The organism is Marinicrinis lubricantis (assembly GCF_042658665.1).
GTDB classification, from domain to species: domain Bacteria; phylum Bacillota; class Bacilli; order Paenibacillales; family KCTC-33676; genus Marinicrinis; species Marinicrinis lubricantis.
The window spans coordinates 1-20,235 of sequence record NZ_JBHSQV010000184.1 but is presented as its reverse complement, the minus strand read 5'-3'; the positions used below and the strand labels follow the sequence as shown (position 1 = coordinate 20,235).

At 47.5% G+C, this 20,235-nt stretch carries 13 protein-coding genes and 1 other annotated feature; of the genes, 9 read left to right on the top strand and 4 right to left on the bottom strand.

Going from position 1 to position 20,235, the window contains the following annotated elements:
• Positions 1–107 precede the first annotated feature (107 nt).
• Positions 108–4,502 carry a pectate lyase gene (gene pelA / locus ACFPXP_RS20035; protein ID WP_379896181.1) on the top strand — a complete coding sequence of 1,465 codons (4,395 nt, stop codon included), beginning with the start codon at positions 108–110 and terminating at the stop codon, positions 4,500–4,502.
• A 58-nt stretch (positions 4,503–4,560) separates the two neighbouring features.
• Here pelA and ACFPXP_RS20030 read toward each other — a convergent pair whose 3' ends face one another.
• From ACFPXP_RS20030 to ACFPXP_RS20020, 3 genes are read right to left on the bottom strand one after another with little or no spacing between them, the layout of a single operon-like run.
• Complete coding sequence (locus ACFPXP_RS20030; protein ID WP_379896180.1) at positions 4,561–5,370, bottom strand: ABC transporter permease; 810 nt, start codon at positions 5,368–5,370, stop codon at positions 4,561–4,563.
• A gap of 1 nt (position 5,371) precedes the next feature.
• On the bottom strand, positions 5,372–6,178 hold the full coding sequence (locus ACFPXP_RS20025) for an ABC transporter permease (protein ID WP_379896179.1): 807 nt from the start codon (positions 6,176–6,178) through the stop codon (positions 5,372–5,374).
• A complete protein-coding gene (locus tag ACFPXP_RS20020) occupies positions 6,179–7,231 on the bottom strand; it encodes an ABC transporter ATP-binding protein (protein ID WP_379896178.1) in 1,053 nt (350 codons plus the stop codon).
• Positions 7,232–7,389: 158 nt separating this feature from the next.
• Positions 7,390–7,609, top strand: a binding site (T-box leader).
• 42 nt (positions 7,610–7,651) lie between these two features.
• Here ACFPXP_RS20020 and argS point away from each other — a divergent pair.
• From argS to ACFPXP_RS20005, 3 genes are all read left to right on the top strand, one after another.
• Positions 7,652–8,986 (top strand): arginine--tRNA ligase domain-containing protein, encoded by a 1,335-nt coding sequence (gene argS / locus ACFPXP_RS20015; RefSeq protein WP_379896177.1) that lies wholly within the window; start codon positions 7,652–7,654, stop codon positions 8,984–8,986.
• The gene (locus ACFPXP_RS20010) at positions 8,949–9,521 is read left to right on the top strand and encodes a DALR anticodon-binding domain-containing protein (protein WP_379896176.1); all 573 of its coding nucleotides are present in this window, start codon (positions 8,949–8,951) and stop codon (positions 9,519–9,521) included. Before argS ends, ACFPXP_RS20010 begins: the two co-directional genes overlap by 38 nt.
• 91 nt (positions 9,522–9,612) lie before the next feature.
• Positions 9,613–10,071 (top strand): DinB family protein, encoded by a 459-nt coding sequence (locus tag ACFPXP_RS20005; RefSeq protein ID WP_379896175.1) that lies wholly within the window; start codon positions 9,613–9,615, stop codon positions 10,069–10,071.
• A gap of 61 nt (positions 10,072–10,132) precedes the next feature.
• Here the strand turns inward: ACFPXP_RS20005 and ACFPXP_RS20000 are convergent, their stop codons facing one another.
• Complete coding sequence (locus ACFPXP_RS20000; protein WP_379896174.1) at positions 10,133–10,885, bottom strand: hypothetical protein; 753 nt, start codon at positions 10,883–10,885, stop codon at positions 10,133–10,135.
• 162 nt (positions 10,886–11,047) lie between these two features.
• Here ACFPXP_RS20000 and ACFPXP_RS19995 point away from each other — a divergent pair, with 162 nt between their 5' ends.
• The 5 genes from ACFPXP_RS19995 (at position 11,048) to ACFPXP_RS19975 (ending at position 20,053) form a co-directional block, all read left to right on the top strand.
• Positions 11,048–11,722 carry a class D sortase gene (locus ACFPXP_RS19995; protein ID WP_379896173.1) on the top strand — a complete coding sequence of 225 codons (675 nt, stop codon included), beginning with the start codon at positions 11,048–11,050 and terminating at the stop codon, positions 11,720–11,722.
• A gap of 192 nt (positions 11,723–11,914) precedes the next feature.
• A complete protein-coding gene (locus ACFPXP_RS19990) occupies positions 11,915–15,664 on the top strand; it encodes a collagen binding domain-containing protein (RefSeq protein WP_379896172.1) in 3,750 nt (1,249 codons plus the stop codon).
• Between the two features lie 194 nt (positions 15,665–15,858).
• Positions 15,859–17,088 (top strand): sensor histidine kinase, encoded by a 1,230-nt coding sequence (locus ACFPXP_RS19985; protein WP_379896170.1) that lies wholly within the window; start codon positions 15,859–15,861, stop codon positions 17,086–17,088.
• A complete protein-coding gene (locus tag ACFPXP_RS19980) occupies positions 17,078–17,728 on the top strand; it encodes a response regulator (RefSeq protein ID WP_379896169.1) in 651 nt (216 codons plus the stop codon). Before ACFPXP_RS19985 ends, ACFPXP_RS19980 begins: the two co-directional genes overlap by 11 nt.
• A 135-nt stretch (positions 17,729–17,863) precedes the next feature.
• Positions 17,864–20,053: an MMPL family transporter gene (locus ACFPXP_RS19975; RefSeq protein WP_379896167.1), complete on the top strand. Its 2,190-nt coding sequence runs from the start codon at positions 17,864–17,866 to the stop codon at positions 20,051–20,053.
• Positions 20,054–20,235 lie beyond the last annotated feature (182 nt).

The following is a 20,235-nucleotide window of genomic DNA, read 5'->3' as shown; positions in this document are numbered from 1 at the left end:
TTTTACGAAATATCAAAGAAAATGATTGTATACGTAATCATCCGGCGAGGCATACAATAGTGGCTGAATTCCAAACCAACTTTCCAAGGAGGATGAGGAGTATCCGCATGAAGAAATGGAGCAAGATGGTTGTCGTCGGATGGTTTACGGTATTTAGCTTTGCTGCAGGATTTATCGTTCCACAGACAGGTGCGGCTGCAGAGTCGGCTGCAGAGATGATTGTGGTAGACGAAGACTTTAATGCTTTGGAAACAGGGAAGTCTCCGTCTAGTTTGATCGTTTCCGAAGCAGGGGGAACGGTGACGGTAGAGAATATGCCGGATGCCTCGAACAAAAGCGTTTATTTAAATGACACCAGTGATGAGACGAACGTGATCGTAAGCTCATCCTTTGAACCGCTTAGTGGAGAAGTTTCCGTCCGTATGAAGTTCATGCAGCCGGAATACGCAAGCTCCGCTAAAGTAATGAGAATCAAAGGCGGCGGGGATGCAGCTGTCATTTTGGAAACGAAAGACGGCCATATTACGTACCGTCATGCTGATGATACATATGAGCCTCTTGCAGAAGTCAATGAAAACACGTGGTACGGCATTGAATTGATCGCCGATTTGAGCTCGCATAGCGCGGATGTATATGTGGATGGTGACTTGAAAATTGAAAGCGCTCCCTTTTATGAAAAGGCAGATCAAATTGATTTCTTCGAATCCTTTACCGCGAACGGCGGGACGAAAGGCCATTACATCGATGATTTGGAGATTACTGGAACTGTAGCAGCTTCCGAACCAGTAAAAGAGGAAGAACCGCAGAAGTCTGAAGAAGAGCAGAAGGAGCCATCAAGTTCAGGGAGCGGATCTGGCGCAGCCGTTATTTATGAGGCCGAAGAAGCCGGCGGAGAAGGCTTCATTATCGATAACAAGCATCCCGGGTACACCGGAGGAGGCTTTATCGATTACAATCCAAATGCGCCAGGCGGGTACGTTGAATGGAAAGTGAATGTGCCTGCGGAAGGACAGTACGTGCTTGGATTCCGTTATTCCCATGGCAAAGATGACAATCGTCCCGGCGAAGTGAAGGTGAACGGGGAAGTCATTGAAGAAGAACTGGCTTTCGGGTCGACGGGAGATTTCCTTAATTACGAATATTCCGTGACGCAAGCCGTACTAAGTGAAGGGGAAAATACGGTGCGGTTAACCGCGGTAGGGCCTGAAGGCGGAGCGAATATAGATCACCTGATTGTGTATCCAGCCGTCGATATCGTCAGTGAAGCGGAGGACGCGGTCATTTCCGGAGCCATCGTCGATAACAAGCATCCGGGGTACACGGGCACAGGCTTCGTAGATTACAGCCCAAATGCGCCGGGCGGCTACATTGAATGGACAGTTAACGTCCCGTATGATGGAGAGTATACATTACAATTTACTTATGCCCACGGCGGGGATGATAACCGTCCTGCAGAAATTCAAGTGAATGGAAGCGTCGCTGTTGAATCGCTTGATTTCGGCCCTACCGGAGAGTGGACGACTTGGCTGCATTCGTCTGCCAAAGTGACGTTGAATGAGGGCGACAATGTTATTCGTGCCACAGGAGTTGGCACGAACGGCGGACCGAACATCGATCATCTACGGGTTCATAATTCGCTTCAATCCGAGACTGGCGGCGATGTTTATGTAGAAACGGAAGTCGTGGAGCTGGAGGAGCTTGTCAGCGGATTAACGCTCAAAAAGCTTCAGCAGCTGCAAATCATGGCCCCAGAGGCGCAAGATCCATCCGCTGTAATTAGCCGAATTGAATTTATGGCGAAGCTGAATCAGATCTATGCCATCGCCGACGAAGAGACGTATAAAGGCTTAGAGAGCAATAGCAGCGTATGGGAAGTCCCAGCTTCCGAATGGCATGCTTATGTGCTGGCTGGTGCGCAGGAAGCGGGTTATGTCAGCGGTTATCCTGACGGCACCATCAAGCCGGATCAGCCGTTGACGAAAGCGGAAATGGCGTCCATGATTGTCGCGCTGCTTGAAATGGAGCTTAAGCCGGAAGCGGCAAATGGAAATTCTCATGTGCCGGCATGGAGCCGGGGAGCGATCGGGGCGCTCGTATCCGAAGGGATTATTGAGCTCGGATCGGGAGAAGGCGCGGGAGCGAATCAGGCGGTGACCTATGAAGCAGCAGAGCAAGTGCTCGCTAAGATTATCGCCATGCGTGAGCCAAGCATCGAACATGTATCTGTGGTGCGCGTAGATGCACTGTCGAGCGAGCTGATCATGGTGACGCTGAACAGCAAATTCGAAAATTTCGATGTAAAGGATATCAAGCTGGGTGCGCAGACGGCAGGGTGGAAAGGCATGGCAACGGGACTCAGTGAGTACCTGCGTGTCGATAAGGCGGCTGCTGCGGAGGATCGTTTCGGCAATACACTTCTGTTCCTTCATACGTTGGATCCGCTAGGAGAGAATGCGTCGTATGTTGCTGAGGAAGCTCCAGTGAGCTTCAATGGAGATTTGACAGCTGCGGTAGAGCAAGCGAATAACCTCGTCAGCTGGCAGATGGATCATGGCGGCTGGACGAAGAGCATGGAAGAAGAATACAAGCGTCCATGGGACGGTACGGAGAAGAGGTCGAAGCAGTTCGGACCGGACGGTGAGACCGAGCTGGGCACGATTGACAACAACGCAACGATCAATGAAATTCGTTTTATCTCCGAAGTGTACAGGGAAACAGAAGATGAGAAATACAAGGAAAGCGTGCAAAAAGGTCTCGATTTCTTACTAACGATGCAGTATCCAACCGGAGGCTTCCCTCAAGTGTATCCGGAGAGAGGGAAAGAAGGCGCGCTGGAGCGTTATTCCAACTACGTCACGTTTAACGACAACGCGATGATCAACGTATTGGAGCTGTTCGATGATATCATTCATGAGAGGTATCCTTTCGATAAAGGGCTTGTGGATGATGCGTATAAGCAGAAGCTGGAGCAGTCCATCGAGCTGGGGATTGATTATATTTTGAAAGCGCAGATCGAGGTGGATGGACAGCTGACGGCATGGTGCGCGCAGCACGATCCGTACACTTATGAGCCGCAGCATGCACGGATCTATGAGCATCCTTCGATTTCCGGTTCTGAATCTGTCGGCATTGTGAAGTTCCTGATGACACGCGAGCAGACGCCGGAAATTCAGCGTGCGATATTGGGCGCACTGAAGTGGTTTGATGAAAGCAAGCTGGAAGGCATCCGGTATGTAAGCGGAGACCCGGACGGTGTGTATTTCGTTGAAGATCCGAATGCGGTAACGTGGTACAGATTTTACGAAATCGGTACGAATAAGCCGATCTTCTCCGGTCGGGACGGTGTCATTAAGCATACGATCCAAGAGATTGAGCAGGAAAGAAGAGACGGCTATTCCTGGGGAGGCAATTATGCCGAGCAGCTTTTGAAGGTGGCAAAATCAACCGGTTATTACCCGGGAAAAGTATATGTTGAAGTGGCAGGCACAGCTTCCATGGACATGTATGGCAGAACGCTTGCGGAAGGAGAAGTGACGGTCATCCAAGACTATTCAAAGCGGTTAAGCGAGGTCTCTAGCAGGATCGTTGTAGCACAGGACGGCTCCGGTGATTATACATCGGTACAAGCGGCAGTCGACGCGGTTCCTGCGAATAATCAGGAAATGGTAGAGATCTTTGTCCAGAACGGAACGTATAAGGAAGTTGTTACGATTCCTGCCGATAAGCCTTTCATTCATTTGATTGGCGAGAGCAGCACAGATACCGTGATTACCTATGACAATTACGCAGGAAGAGAACGGCCGGAAGGCGGGACGTACGGTACGAGCGGAAGCGCGACGGTGTTCATCTATGCGAATGATATTAGCGTTGAGCAGCTGACGATTGAAAACTCATTTGACGAGTCGCTGGAAGTAGAAGGCAAGCAGGCCGTTGCAGCCTACACGAAAGGCGAAAGACAGCTTTATAAAAATGTAAGATTCATTGGCAATCAAGATACGTTGTACACAAATTCAGGTACACAGTATTTCTACCAGTGCTATATTGAAGGGGATGTCGACTTTATTTTCGGCGGAGCCAGTGCGGTATTCGAGGAAACGCAAATTCACTCCTATGACCGCGGTTCCGAAACGAATAACGGTTACATCACTGCAGCCAGCACGATGATTACCGAGCCATATGGCTACCTATTCTTGAACAGCAGGTTGACGAGTGATGCTGCGCCTGGAACGGTGTACCTAGGCAGACCTTGGCACCCAAGCGGCAATCCGGATGCGATCGGCAGTGTCGTGTTCATGAATACGTACATGGGCGACCATATTCATCCGCAAGGCTGGACAGATATGTCTGGATTCTCTTACAAAGATGCGCGTTTCTTTGAATATAACAATACCGGCCCCGGAGTCGCTGTAAACGAAGACAGAAGACAGCTGACGGATGAAGAAGCAGCGAAGTGGACGGTTGAGAACGTGCTGAAGGGATGGAATCCGAAAGAGAGCTTGTAAAATTAAAGCGGCTGTCGCTCCCTTGAAGGGACGACAGCCGCAATTTTTTATAAATTCCCTAGTTTCCCGCACTTTCATAACGCCTCAGACCGATGCGCAGAATGAGCAGCGAGAGCAGAACGAAGATCACCGCAACCATCGGACCGAGCATTCCCCACCAGCTCCAAGGTTCCTTGCCAAAGATGGCAGCTGCCGGGAAAAAGCTGACGAAAGCAAAAGGAACGGCCATCGAGACGAATAACTGCAAGCCCATAGAAAAAATGGTGATCGGATATTTCGCGAATTCTCCTAAATTATGAATCATGATCGGAAAGGCGTTCCCACTGCTGCGAATCCAGAATGCCGAGCAGTTGGCCGCTAAATTGATCGCTATTCGAATAACCATAGCAGAGATGAATAAGGCAATGGCCATCAAGATCGTCTGCAAGCTCCATGAGATGTCGATGTGCGCCAGCGATATGCCGATAATGGTTCCACCAATGACGATGTTCCCTAGACCGTTCATGCCGATTCCGTTGCAGAAGATTTGCAGCACGAGCGGTACCGGCCGTACGAGATATCGATCCAATTCCCCCATATTCACCAGCCGCAGCATCCGCCAGGTTCCTTCAAAGAATAAGGATCCGACACCCTCCGAGACATAAATCATCGCGTACATAAAGGCGACCTCCCACAGACCCCAGCCTTGAATGTCTGGAATTCGTGAAAAAACCACCCAAAGAAACAGAAAACCGGTAATTTGCGTCAGCGCAGCAGCACCGACCATAATATAAAAATCGGCGGAATATTCCATCATCGCTTTCAGCTGCTGGCTGTATAAGCGGCAGTATAAATAAAACAGCCGACGAGGTGTGTTTTTAATCCGCATGCTACCCTCCATGAATCGTGATTTGACGAACGGCGCGACTCCACATCCAGTGTCCTAGCAGCCACAGCAGGACGATCCAAACCCATTGAATTGCGATAAGTCCTATCGCTTCAGCTGTCCCTCTCATGCCAAGGCCGATGGTCACAGGCGTATTGACAATACCTTGAAACGGCAAAGCCATCGCCGTATGCTGCAGCCAGGCAGGGAAGAACGCCAGAGGCACGAGAGCGCCTGAAAGGAGATTCGTGATGGCTGTCCGTGCCCAATGAATGCCGAATCCGCTCGTCGTCCAGAAGCAGAGCAGAGCCGATAAATAGACGATCCCATACTTTACTAAGATCGATGAGAGCATACTGAGCGCGAACAACAGCAGAGTCAAGGCGTCATGCGGTAGAGATATGCCAAAGGCGAATATAGCCCCTAGACCGATCAGTATGCTGCTGAGCAATCCTTCCAGCACGCAGGCACCTAATGTTTCAGCGAGGCGAGCTTTTTGAAACTGAATCGGCCGCAGCAGGTCCATCATCACGCTGCCGTCGATGATTTTGCTGGTGATATTGGATTCCGAGTAATACGATAGCATGGAATTGACAAAGAAAGTGATGATCAGATACGCCTGCATTTGCTCCCAAGTAAACCCGGCAAGCTGGTCTTGCTCGGTATAAATGGCCTGCCACAAACAATACATCGCGATTAAACTGATGAAATTAGCGACGAAATTGAGTATAAAGGAGAGACGGTAGGCGAGTGTATTTTGCATGGCGCAAAGCGCTAGCGTGATATATTTTTTGAAGGCCGGTGTGATCAATCAGGCAATCCCCTTTCCTGATTCCGATAGTGCAGCGGAATCGAGCTGTCCTTCATAAACGCGGCGGATGATTTCCTCGATACTCGGTTCATCGATGCGAAAATCAACAACCTCGGCACGATTCATCAGCCGTTTGACGATGTCGCTGGCCGTGCAGTGAAACCGATCAAAGCGGATGGACAGCATCACATTCGCATCTGCCGCGCTTTCATCCGGACGGCTGACATAGATGTCTGGTAAATCTCGAAACAGTTCCTCCGCGTCGGGAATCGGTGAGCTCAGCTGCGTATGGATGGTACGCTCACGGGCGAAGGCATCCTTCACCTCTTGCAGCTTGCCGTCGTAAATGATTCGTCCATGGTCAATGATAATGAGGCGTTCGCACAGATCCTCAATGTCCCCGAGATCATGCGTAGTCAGCAGCATCGTGGTTCCTTTCGTCCGGTTCATTTCTTTTATAAAATCGCGAATTCTATGCTTTACCGCTACATCGAGGCCGATCGTAGGCTCATCGAGGTATACGATTTTCGGATTATGCAGCAGCGCTGCCGCTAAATCGGCCTGCATACGCTGTCCTAAAGACAGCTTACGTGCGGATAAATGAAGGAATTGATCCATGCCGAGCAGCTCGGTAAACATATCGAGATTCTGTTTGAAGGTGTAATCAGGCACCTGATAAATATCCTTCAGCAAATTGAGAGATTCTCTAACGGGAATATCCCACCACAGCTGGGTACGCTGACCGAACACTGCACCGATTCGCTGCGCGTTCTCCATCCGCTGTTTGTATGGCACCAGTCCGTCAACTCGAATTTCACCGCCGGAAGGAACAAGAACTCCGCTGAGCATTTTAATGGTTGTGGACTTTCCTGCTCCGTTCGGACCGACATAGGCTACCGTCTCACCCTCCTCAATCGTTAAATCGATGCCTTCCACTGCGTGCTTGTCTCTGTATTTCTGCACGAACAAGTGCTTGATCGCTCCAGCCAATCCAGGGTCTTTCACCGCTTGACGGAACACTTTTTGCAATCCTTTCGTTTCAATTAAGCTCAAATGCCCCCAACTCCTTGTCTTATTCAATTTCATACTAATATATAGCAACGGATGTCAGCTTCCTACCCAAATAATTGGTACAATTTACAAATAAAAAACAAATATTTCTAGGTGGTTGCTTTTTTTAAGGAAAAGGATATAATAGTACAAAATTTAACAAGAACTCTATGATTGGGAGAGTAATAATTGGCGTCTAGTTACAGCGAGCCGGAGGTGGTGCGAACCGGTACAGAGCCAATGATGAAGCGGACCCAGGAGATGGACTGCTGAAAGAGGAAGGAATAGGTCCCGGCGAAAACCGTTATCCCATCGGAGTGGCTAGACATAGGTTTAGCAACAAGAGTGGTACCACGGGGCACAGCAGCTCTCGTCTCTATATAGAGACGGGGGCTGCTTTTTTTATATTAAGGAGGTTGAGTAATGATCAAAGATTGGATCGCTTCGAAAATGGAAGATGCAGTGCAGCATATTTACGGTGAAATGGGGCAGGAGCCTTCCGAGCCTTCCTTGGTTCAAGTTCAGATTGAACAGCCTGTCCGTCTCGAGCAAGGTGACTATTCCAGCAATATCGCGATGCAGCTGGCTAAGGTGTTCAAAAAGCCGCCGATGTATATTGCAGAGCGAATCAAAACAGCGCTTGACCATCAAGCTGATTTGATGCGGTTGATCCAGCGCTCCGAGGTGGCAGCGCCAGGTTTTATCAATATGTTTGTCGACTGGGGACGCTGGTCACAGATTCAGTTCGAACTGCCGGCAGCTCCCGCTCAAAAGGTGATCATCGAGCATACATCGATCAACCCTAATAAATCGGCGCATATCGGACATTTAAGAAACGCTTGTATTGGTGACACATTGGTTCGAATGCTGCGAAGAATCGGTTGTCAGGTGGAGGTCCATAATTACATCGATGATTTAGGAAACCAATTGGCGGACACGCTTGTAGGTTTGCTGCATGTTCCACAAACCGCCAAGCATCATCGTTTTGGGGACTACTGCTGGGAGCTCTATGCCAAAATAAATAAGATGTACGCGGAGAACCCAGAGCTGAGTGAAAAGCGGATAGAGGTTTTGCATGCCTTGGAGGAAGGTGATAACAATACGGCCTGGCTTGGGATGCTTACAGCGGAACGGATTGTACGGGAACATATAGACGAACTAAAGCAATTTGGTATTGAACACGACCTGTTGGTTTGGGAAAGCGATATCGTGAGAGAAGGTATTTGGGAGGCGGCTTTTCAACGGTTGATGCAGACGCCACTTTTTCATAAAGAGGAAGCGGGTCCGCTTGCAGGCTGCTGGGTGTTGAAACAAGTGGATGACAGCAAAATGAAGACAGCCGAATCGGATCATCGCTACGACAAGGTGCTCGTTCGTTCGAATGGCATATTAACCTATACAGCTAAAGATATCGCATATCATCTATGGAAATTTGGATTACTAGGACGTGATTTTAAATATAAGGCAGTCGATGGCGGTTTATGGACGACCGCGCCAGCAGGGGGGGGAGAAGAATTTCGGCGAGGCGGATATGGTGGTCAACGTCATCGATATTCGCCAGGAGTATCCTCAGGCGATGGTCAAGCTTGCGCTTCAGACGCTGGGGTACGCGAAGCAAGCGGAGCAGCTGAAGCATGCCAGCTACGGGGTCGTTTCGTTAAGTCCGGCCTCCGCGGAACAGCTGGGAATCGATATTTCCGAAGGCAAATCATCTTATGCCATGTCTGGAAGACAGGGGATTGGTATAAAGATTCATGATTTGATCGAACGAATGGAGAGCGTCATCGAGCAGGCACGATCCGAGCATGCTGGCATGTCCAGCAAGGAGTTAGCAACCGCAGCAATCCGCTATTACTTGCTGCGGTTTCATCTGCATACGGAAGTTGTTTTCGATTTGCAGCAGGCTACCGAAATTACGGGTAATACCGGCGTGTATGTGATGTATGCACATGCCCGCGCGGTCAGTATACTGAATAAGGCTAGGGAGTTAGGCATACAGCCTTCCACGATTCCCAATATGCCGGAGCTGAAAATGGAGGAAGTTGCATTGCTTAGACATCTCAGCGCATGGCAGGAAACGCTGTACAGCGCGAGCAGGCAGCTGGCGCCGCACATCCTATGCGGTTATGCATATGAATTGGCAGGACTGTTTAACAACTTTTACGCGAACTGTCCGATACTGAAGGCAGATGATCAACATAGAACTTTTCGAGTATGGCTGACCTCTAAATTCCAAGCTATCTTAGGTGATGCACTGCACGTTCTAGGACTTCCCGCTCCGGAACGTATGTAGTATTGCCCAGCATTATTCGAAATGGGTATAATTGGAGGGGAGCGGCTATCGTCGCCGTTACTTTTTCATGAAGAAGGCGAGGTATTATATCATGACCGTATTAGACACTTTTGTGGCTGGATGGATGCCCCATCGCAAAGCTTTGCTCGAACTGCTGGATTGTATCGGAGAGGATCAACTGAATTATAAACCTTGGGAAAAAGCCATGACTTTCTCGGAGCTTGCTCTTCATATTACAGGATCGACCCTATTCTTCATTGGGATCGTCAAAGGGGAAGAAAGAGATCCGAATGTGGAAGCGCCAAAGGCTCGGAGTTTGGCAGAACTAAAGCAGCTCGCCCAGGAGCAGACGGAGCTGACGAAGTCTCAGCTAGAGTCGATTACGGCTGAGCAGCTCGATCAAATCGTAGAGTTTGCTGGGATGAAATTGCCGGGCAGCGCCCTTCTGCAGTTAGCCAAAGATCATGAGGTTCATCATAAAGGCCAGCTGTTTACCTACGCTCGTACCGCAGGTGTTGAAAACGTCCCGTTCTTTTTCAAGCGTTCATAACCAGTTCACACATGGAGAAGAGCTTCCTGAAGATTTTCCTTCAGAAAGCTCTTTGATTTAGTTAACAATTAGTTTCGGGTGGGTGATGAGATTGAAACCATTGTTTCAATTCCTCTATAGAATGGGTGCGGAATACCGGATCACTGCAGTCTGAGACAAGAATGACGGGAAGCTTATCGATATTGAGCTCTTCCTTATAATCGACGGCTAATCCTTCAGTATATGGAATCCAGGCTATGCCCCCTGCAAAGGCTTCAGGCACATGTTTATCAAAATCTATCTCATCATAGGGCGGCAGCTTGCCCTCCTCATACAAAACAACGGTATGAAGATCATCTCCGCTGGCTAAGATGCGTTCCAACTTCTCTTCTCTAGTCATGGTGAGCTGTAAGATTCGATCAGCAGTGATTGCTCCCTCATGAATTTCAACGGATGCATCTGATGCGGGAAAGACTGCTAATGACTGACCCTTTTTCAGTTCATCAGGCTTCATGATTCCCTCTTCACTCTGGAAGATGGTCAGATCGTCGTAATGAATCGTCTGTGAATGCATGATATCTACTGCTTCCGACTTTCCACGATTAACCCATTCCGAAATGTCAAGTACTAAATTGCGCTGCTCCTTATCGATATGGAGCAAAGAGCCGATCATAGTATCTTCATTCAACGGTGATATGTTGTTCCCAACTGGCAGCTCATTGACTTGTTTAATTCCAGAGAGGCTTGCTTCATTATTGCTTCCGCATCCGGTCATGAATATGACGATCAAGGATAGGCTGATTGTGATTTGTGAGAGGCTTGATTTCGAATTCATAGAAAGGCTCCTTTGCTTGTATTTGCTTTTTCCTTTAGACGGAATTCTAAAGAACAATGTTTCAATGCAAATTGTGTCAACTCAGGCGATGCTGTTATACAGGATATGTATAGAAATTGTTCAGTCGGCCCCTTTACTATAGGAATAGAGGTGAAGTGAATCATGAGAACCATTCGCAGGTATGGGATACCCATCTTACTTTTTTGTCTTGGCCTAGGACTCTTGTGTTATCCCAAATTGTCGGAAATGTATTATACGGACAAACAGCAGGACTTAATCGAAGAGTGGCAGAAAAGCTTTGCTAATATTGCGGCGGCACAAGACGATGTAAGGGATGCAGATGTTGAACATATTCTTCCTACTCCGCTTTCTATCGCAATGAAGGAGCATAACGGTTCTGAATTAGCAACTGCTGTGCAGCTTCCAGACGGAGTAGAATCGATGCTGATAATCGATAAAATAGATCTGCAATTACCGGTTTTGCGAGGAGCGACTGCACAGAATCTGAACACGTCTTTGGCCAGCATTGAAGCCACCGGAATCCCTGGCGAAATAGGTAATTATGCGGTTGCTGGGCATCGAAATCGTACGTATGGACGAAATTTTAATCGATTGGATGAGCTGGAGATAGGAGATGCCATACAAGTCAATACTGGCGTGGAGCAGTTCGAATATATCGTAATGGAGAAGTTTTTAGTGGAGCCTGATGAAGTATGGGTACTGGAGCCGAACGGGACGGATAAGGAAATAACCCTGATCACCTGTGATCCGATCGAAAATGCAACCCATCGTCTCATCGTTAAAGGGATTATGCAATCAGACAACTTGGAATCATAGTGAAACAGTCTTCCTGTTGAGGAGGGCTTTTTTTTGTCCAGAAATTGTATAGTTCGACAAATTATACTCAGCATTGACTGGAAAGTCGACTGATTACTCGATCCTCTATAAGGAAAGAGGTGATTGACGATGCGCTAGTTTAAGGAGGATTGAATGTAAATGGGACAATAGAGATGGAGGACGAGAGGAACCATGTGGAAAAAGGCAAGTAATACGGTTTTAACATTGATGCTGCTGTTCCATGCTTTCTTCGGATTGGGCGGTGCCGTATTCGCTGCGGATCAAGGCAGCAGTGAAATAACGGAGAATATCCTGACGGATCTGAAAGTCACAATGACGGATAGTCAGAATTCGGTATCTGTCTCAGTCTATGAGGATTCGAACGATGTCGATTTGGACATTCGTTGGGAACAGGGGGCAACGGTCAAATTAGAGTATGATTGGGCTCTGCCGAATGATCGAGAATATGGAAACGGCTCTACTTTCACGTTTCAATTACCGGAAGCATTCTACCTCGCGTTAGATCAGAAGTTTAACTTGCAGTATGAGGGAAACATCATTGGGAGATTTTACGCGGATCGAATGACGAATCAAGCGGTAATGACATTTACGAACATTGAGAGCTATGATGAAGTAAGAGGCAGCCTGTGGTTCGAGACGACATTCAATAAGCAGAAGTTGAGCGATGAAACGACACAAACGATCAAGTTTGATGTGAAGGGTCAAGAGTACTTGACTCTGACGCTGCACTTTAAGCCGGAGAACGGTACACAGATTGACAAGCAGGGTCAGGCTATAGACAACGAGGGTAATCCGCAAACCTTTAACGCCAAAAGAATTGCATGGACCGTCGATGTCAATACGGTGCTCGATTCCGTATATGGTGTGCAGGTGACAGATACACTGCCGTCAGGAGTGCAATTAGATGCGGATACCGTCAAGGTATACAATCTCGATGTGAAGCTGAATGGAAGTACGACAGTGGGCAGTGAGGTATCGCTGGCTCCGAGTGCCGTGAATATCTCTGGTAACCAATTTACCGTTCAATTAGGGGATATTTCCTCCGCATACCGCATTGAATATGTAACGGATATTACGGATGATTCGGGAGATCCAGAATTGACATTTGAGAACGAAGCTGTGTTTTCCGGTACTAACCAACCGAGCGTAAGTGATACAGCAACCGTGACGGTGAAGCAGGGGCAATGGCTGGATAAAACTTCAAGTGCTTATGATGTTAGTACACAAACGATCACGTGGCAGATTCGCTACAATTATAATGGACAGACGATCTCACCGAGCGATGTGCTGATGGATTGGTTTGACGATACGCAAGAACTTGTATTAGGGTCTGTAAAAGTATATCCGATGACGATCGACCCGAACGGTGGGGAAACGAAAGGTTCGCCATTGTCTGCTTCTTCGGAATATGAATTAGAATTGACCTCAGATCCAACTATTGCTAAAAACGGATTTAAGTTTAACTTCACGAATACGGTTACTTCGCCGTTCTTAATTGAGTATCAGACTCGAGCGGCGGATGTGGTAACCGCACCTGTAACCATTTATAACGAAGTTACTGCTGGCAGCAAAAGTGTGAGTACGGGCAGATATATTTGGCCGCATGTCCTTGAGAAAACAGGGGATAACAATTCCACTAATTACAGTAATCGCCAGATCGAATGGACGATTAAATTGTTCGGCGGCATCAACAAATTTGACAGCGGCGTCGTGCTGAACGATTATTTGGGTGATAATCTACTGTTTTTGCCGGAAACGTTGGTCGTAGAATCTGCGAGCGGCGCGCCTTCAGTATATGAAGTGGTGTATACGGATCTTAATTACGGTTCTGATTTTTCGATACACTTCGCTGGATCGATTCATGAAACAGTTACGATTAAATATAAAACCTCGTATAAGGATTTGGGTAGCGGAATCGCAGAGTTTCGCAACGATGCAAGTTTGGATTGGATCGGAGTAAACGTCCAAGAAGATTATAAATCTGTTACTCGATCTTTTGCTCCAAACGATGCAGCAAAGGGAAATGGGTTCAAAAAAGGGGCCTATGACGCTACTTCGAAAACCATCAAATGGGAGCTTGGATTAAACTATAACAGCCAAGAAATTACGGCGCCTGTTGTAGTCGATCCGCTTCAGGCTGGACAGAAATATGAAGATGGATCGGTTCGCGTTTATGAGATGAACATCGCTGAAGATGGAAGCTACAGCTACGACGAAGAACATCCAATCGACGCCAATTTATATAATGTTGATCTGGATCCAGAAACGAATACGTTAACCGTTTCCTTTAAACAAGTGATCGACTCACCGTATGTTATGACTTTCGAAACTACGTATGATGGATCTCTCATCGATCAAAATCAGGTTTCGAATTCCGCTGTATTGAAAGACAACGATACGCCAGTAACGAAACCATTGTTGGCAACAGTGTCGATTAAGCATGGCGGGGAGTATATCTTGAAGGAAGGAACTCAAGACGGAGCTCACATCAATTGGACGGTCTATATTAACCGCGCTCAGTCGTATGTGAACCATGCAACCATCATGGATACACCGAGTTCTAATCAGCTGTTGATTCAAGATTCATTCAAGCTGTATGATACGGATGTTGCAGTGAATGGAACCGTCACGAAAGGCGAGGAATTAGTTGAAGGTGTAGATGGCGACTATAGGTTGTCCATTCAAACTGATTCGGTGAACGGTACGCAATCCTTTGAACTTAAATTTAATAATCCGATCGATTCCCCGTATATATTAGAGTATCGTTCATTAATCGATGCGGAGGACGGGGAGTCCGTCACGAATGAAGTGAGCTTCGCAGGCGAAAATATCGATACGGTTACGAAGGAAACGGAAACCGAAGTGACGGTCGAATTTTCGCAAGGCGGCGGTACGGGCAGTGGTATTAATCGGACATTGACCGTACTGAAGGTCGATCAGGATGAGCCAAGTCAGGTGCTGGAAGGTGCCGAATTTACGCTTGAACGCAAGAAAGGTTCGGACTGGGTGCACCGTGAGACTAAAGTTACGGATGAATACGGAGTCATAACGTTTGAAAAGCTGATTTCGGGTGAATACCGCTTAACGGAGGTTCAAGCACCTCATGGCTATGAACTGAGTACGGTTCCTACCCCAATCACCGTATTAACGACGGATAGCAATAAAGAGGTTACAATCACCAATGTAAAAACACTAGATCCAACAGATCCAGCGGATCCACCGACAGATCCAGCAGATCCACCGACAGATCCAGCAGATCCGCCGACAGATCCAGCAGATCCACCGACGGATCCAGCAGATCCGCCAACGGCTCCGGAAGTACCGACATATCCGGTATATCCGCCGCCGGTAGTCCCAGCGGATCCGAGCGATCCTTTAGATCCGACCGAACCGGAGCAACCGAGTGAACCGGTCGATCCGACCGAACCGGAAGACCCACCGACGGATCCAGCAGATCCAACTGAGCCTGAAGAGCCGATCAACCCGCCGACAGAGCCTGTGGAGGATGAAGGCACAGAGAATGATGCTGCTGAAACTCAGACGACTCCTGTCACGACTTCCAAGGAGACTGCATTGGAAGGACAAGTGAAGGTGCCTCAAGGAAGTACGCCGAGCATTTGCCAAAATCCTGAGCATGGTTCTGTGACGGTTCATTCCGATGGACGTTGGGTTTACACACCGGAAGAAGGCTACACGGGTACAGATCATTTTTGCATACAGGTAGTAGATGCAAAGGGAAATCAGGTTATGCATGCTTTTGATGTGAACGTCGTAGATGCACAGAAAGAAAGCGCTGGTCAAGGAGGAGAGATGCTTCCTAAAACCGGTGAGGGCAATTACCTGCCGTTGCAGCTAACTGGACTGCTGATGATATTATTTGCTATCGCGTTCGCTTTAAGGAAAAAAGGTGTAAGTAAATAGAATAAGTCTTCAAAAAAATGGCTCTAAACCCAGTTGGGTTTGGAGCTTTTTTTGTTCACACATACTCCCGAATGAGTTTGAATGAGTTCGAAGGAAGTCTTGCAAACGAATTTCTATGTACGAAAGGGCATGTACGAAAGGACACACAGGCTGGTGCAGATGTATTATAATGACACGAGAAGAGGTGAGCATCTATGGAAGATACAAAGAAGAATATGTCTTTTGATTCTAATTTATCCGATGAAACGGATGCGCTTTCCGCGACAAGAGCGCCCTTAACTTTGTATGTGATCATCATCACATTTGTTACGGTTCTGCTGCAGATGATGGAAGATGTGGATATATGGAAGGCCATTGCCTTTGTGGGTATGATGGTGCTGCATGTTTTGCTTTACAGAAATGCAAAGAGGATGGTTGCGTATTCGCGGCTTCTTTATCTTATTTTGCAGGGAAGCATCATTTTTAGCAGTGCTTTTCTGATGCCAATAGGGATGCCGGCTGTTTTGATTGGCCTCATCCCAGCATTAATCGGACATAGTATCGTCATCTACTTTCGAACGATTAGCGTAGTGGTTTTGTTTTTTATTTTGTTTTATTTCTTTTCGGTGGTGACGCTAGTCATTCATGGCATACAAGATATTTACCTGCTGATTTCACTGCTTTTTTTCATGAATATTGTTGTCATTGCCTATTCACTCATGTTTTACAAGCAGGTGAATGCGCGAATTCGCACACAGCAGTTTTTGAGAGATTTGGAGCTTGCCCATGAGAAGGTAGAGGAGCTTACCATCGCGAATGAGAGACAACGTATGGCAAGAGATTTGCACGATACACTGGCGCAAGGGCTTGCGGGGATTATTATGCAGCTTGAAGCGATAGACGCCTATTTAACTAGCGGCAATACCGAAAGGGCAAAAGCCATTGTGAGAAAATCGATGTCACAGGCTAGAACTACGTTAGCGGAAGCACGCAATGCCATTGATGATTTGCGCTCAGGCTCGGATAGGGCAACCGATTTTGCTTACGCCATTCAGACTGAAATACAGCGCTTCACTGCAGCGGCAGGTATTTCTGTAAATCTGGATCTGCATGGAACCATATCCATATCCGGAAGAACGACGGAGCATACTTTGTTTATTTTGCGTGAATCCTTGTCCAATGTAGCCAGACATGCACAAGCAACTGAAGTGAAGGTTGCATTGGAGGGGAACAATGAACGCTTCTACATGAAAATTCAGGATAACGGAAAAGGTTATAATACCGACTTCATCGGTCAATCTACAGGTCACTACGGTATTGCCGGGATGCGTGAGCGAGCACGTATTATCGGCGGACGTTTGAATGTGACCAGCACCAAAGAAGGGACACAGGTTGAATTGCGGATTGATGAGTTCCATGAAGGGGGAATAAGCGATGGCGTATAAAATTTTGATTGTCGATGATCACTGGGTTGTAAGAGAAGGGATGCGAATGATCCTGGAGACGGACGACCGCTATGAGGTGGCAGGCGAGGCTGCGGAAGGTGGGCAGGCGCTGTCCTTGATGGAGCAATTGCAGCCGGACGTGGTACTGCTCGATCTTCAAATGCCGGGTGGAATGGGCGGGCTGGAGACGATGGAGAAGATGAAAGAGCGAAATCTGAATATTCCCGTCATAATTCTGACAACGTACAATGAGGACGAGCTGATGATGAAAGGATTAAGTCTTGGAGCCAAAGGATATTTACTAAAAGATACGAGTCGAGATCATTTATTTCGAACGATTGATTCTGCTCTTCGAGGGGAGACGCTGCTTCAGCCTGAAATTACGGCTAGGGTCTTCAACGTTATGCTACAGGAATCCGCACCTTCCTCACGAACGGAGGAAAGTGTGATGACAGCGAAAGAACTGCTAATCCTCCAGGCAATCGCCAGAGGGGCTCGAAATAAAGAGATTGCTTTCGATATGGGGATTTCAGAGAGAACGGTGAAAGCCCATCTGACGAATATATATAATAAGCTGGGTGTCGATTCACGTTCGGAAGCGATCGCCGTATCTATTGAGCGCGGCATACTGAATTTATGAGAACAAGTATACTTCATCCTCAGTGCCCAATCGTACAATAGGGAACTTGCCCTAATGTACGATTTTTTTTGTTCCTGAATCCGGTACAATCAGTCTTGTGCAAATGAGGCAGGGGTGGAAGGAGTAAATCATGAAATGGCAAAAATATTGTATCGATTAGGCAGTTGGTCTGCAAGAAGCGGAAAAAGGGTGATTGGAGGCGCACTATGTTTACTGATCATTCTTGCGATCATTGCAATAAGCTTGAAGCCTTCTTTCAGCGACGACATGTCCATTCCGGGCACTCCATCGGAGAAAGCAGGTCAACTATTACAAGATGAGTTTCCGTCACCTGTGGAGCCTGGTGGTGAAGTACATCTTGTGTTTAAGGCTCCGGAAAATGAAACATTGGAAATGGAATCTGTGAATCAAGTGATTCGGAATATGCTCGCTGAGATCAAGGAAGATCCTTTGGTGGCTTCTACGGCTTCGCCGCTGGAGCTGGGCAACTTAAATGAGGACAAGACGATCGGGTATGCGGTTGTAACATATCAGGTTCCGGCGAGTGAAGTAACAGAGGACTCAAAGGACAACATACTGGATCGTATCGAAATCACCCGTAATGAAGGTATTCAGACCGAATTAGCAGGAGATGTTTCGTTCTCTGAGTTGGAAATTGGCGGCACATCGGAAGCGATCGGAATTATCGTTGCTTATATGATTTTAGCTCTGACGTTCACTTCCTTTTTAGCCGCCGGTATGCCGATCCTAACGGCCGTTATCGGATTAGGAATTGGAATCATGCTTATCATGATCGGCACGAACTACTTGGATATTGCTTCATTCGCCCTATCCTTGGCTTCAATGCTGGGACTGGCCGTGGGCATTGATTATGCGCTGTTTATTATGTCGAGGTTTAGGCAGCAAATGGCGAAAGGATATTCTGTCCAGGAATCTGCAGCCATAGCGACAGGGACAGCTGGGAACGCCGTGGTATTTGCAGGCTTGACGGTCGTCGTTGCGCTGCTGGGCTTCTCTGTAGCTAGAATCCCGTTTTTAACCATGATGGGAGTGTCCGCAGCCGTCTGCGTATTCACTGCGATGATCCTTGCGGTGACGGTCGTTCCTGCGCTGCTCGGTATGATGGGTCATAAAATCGGTCCTGCACGGAAGAATAGATTTCTTCAAAAATTAACGAGGTCAGGCACTCGTTCGGAAGGTTCCAACGGTTGGGGCAAATTCGTCACTAAGCGTCCACTATTTGTAGCTGTGCTTGGGATTTTACTGCTTGGTATAATCTGCATCCCGTTCTTCCATATGGAGTTGGGGCTTCCGGATAATGGGACAAAGTCCGAGGAAACAACGGAAAGAAGAGCCTATGATTTGCTTTCAGAAGCTTACGGGGCGGGATATCATGCGAACTTGGTTGTCGCCGCAAAGGTTCATGAGCCAGGGGCGGACGTTGCGAATCAACTGAATGAAATAACAGCTGAATTAAGCGAACTTCCTAATGTACAGTTTGTCAGCCCGGCGATCCCGAGTCCTTCAGGCAGCGTGTATATGTTTACACTGACGCCGACCACAGGTCCGAATGATTCCGAAACGAAGGATCTTGTGAATGCCATTAGGGAGAAGTCAGAAACACTAGAAAACGAAAACCGGATCGAATTCATGGTTACGGGCACGACGGCAGTCAATATTGACATCTCTCAAAAATTAAGCGGCGCTCTGCCTGTATTTGCACTGCTTATTGTCGGTTTTGCTTTTATACTGCTTGTCCTTGTTTTCAGGTCCATTCTTGTTCCGCTCAAAGCCGTATTAGGATTTCTTCTTTCATTAGGAGCGACGCTGGGATTCGTCGTGTTCGTCATACAGGATGGATATCTTAAGGATTTGTTTGGTTTTCCCGCAGAAGGGCCAGTGCTGAACTTCTTGCCGGTGATCACGATTGGCATCTTGTTCGGTCTAGCTATGGACTATGAGGTGTTCCTTGTCAGCAGAATGCGTGAGGAGTATACACACACAGGCAATGCGGAGAAGGCCATATTAGCAGGGGTGAAGGAAAGCGGAGGGGTGGTCACTGCGGCAGGACTCATCATGATCGCGGTATTTGCGGGCTTCATGCTTGCTCCGGACCCTATGATTAAGTCCATGGGCTTTGCGCTGACCTTCGGCGTATTGTTCGATGCATTCGTCGTTCGAATGGCGATTGTACCGGCGGTCATGAAGCTGATGGGAAAATCCGCCTGGTATTTGCCAAAATGGCTGGATAAATTGCTGCCTAACATTGACGTGGAGGGTGAAAGTATTATGAAGGCCAATCATCATCAGAAATCAAGGGACTGAACCGTAACGTTATTGAGGAATACTGAGTTTTTCTCTCGTTATAAACGAACATATAATATATGAGCATTTTGCATAATTCCGTTTTTGAGAAATACGCAACAGAATTCCAGGTCCAGTTGAACCCCTATTTCGACTTAGTTGACTTGAATGGCAAAAAATGGGCAGACCTGCAGAATTTCTGG

Coding starts and splice junctions, on each gene's coding strand:
- pelA (WP_379896181.1), top strand. CDS start 108: ATGAAGAAATGGAGCAAGATGGTTGTCGTCGGATGGTTTACGGTATTT.
- ACFPXP_RS20030 (WP_379896180.1), bottom strand. CDS start 5,370: ATGCGGATTAAAAACACACCTCGTCGGCTGTTTTATTTATACTGCCGC.
- argS (WP_379896177.1), top strand. CDS start 7,652: ATGATCAAAGATTGGATCGCTTCGAAAATGGAAGATGCAGTGCAGCAT.
- ACFPXP_RS20010 (WP_379896176.1), top strand. CDS start 8,949: ATGTCTGGAAGACAGGGGATTGGTATAAAGATTCATGATTTGATCGAA.
- ACFPXP_RS20005 (WP_379896175.1), top strand. CDS start 9,613: ATGACCGTATTAGACACTTTTGTGGCTGGATGGATGCCCCATCGCAAA.
- ACFPXP_RS20000 (WP_379896174.1), bottom strand. CDS start 10,885: ATGAATTCGAAATCAAGCCTCTCACAAATCACAATCAGCCTATCCTTG.
- ACFPXP_RS19995 (WP_379896173.1), top strand. CDS start 11,048: ATGAGAACCATTCGCAGGTATGGGATACCCATCTTACTTTTTTGTCTT.
- ACFPXP_RS19990 (WP_379896172.1), top strand. CDS start 11,915: ATGTGGAAAAAGGCAAGTAATACGGTTTTAACATTGATGCTGCTGTTC.
- ACFPXP_RS19985 (WP_379896170.1), top strand. CDS start 15,859: ATGGAAGATACAAAGAAGAATATGTCTTTTGATTCTAATTTATCCGAT.
- ACFPXP_RS19980 (WP_379896169.1), top strand. CDS start 17,078: ATGGCGTATAAAATTTTGATTGTCGATGATCACTGGGTTGTAAGAGAA.
- ACFPXP_RS19975 (WP_379896167.1), top strand. CDS start 17,864: ATGGCAAAAATATTGTATCGATTAGGCAGTTGGTCTGCAAGAAGCGGA.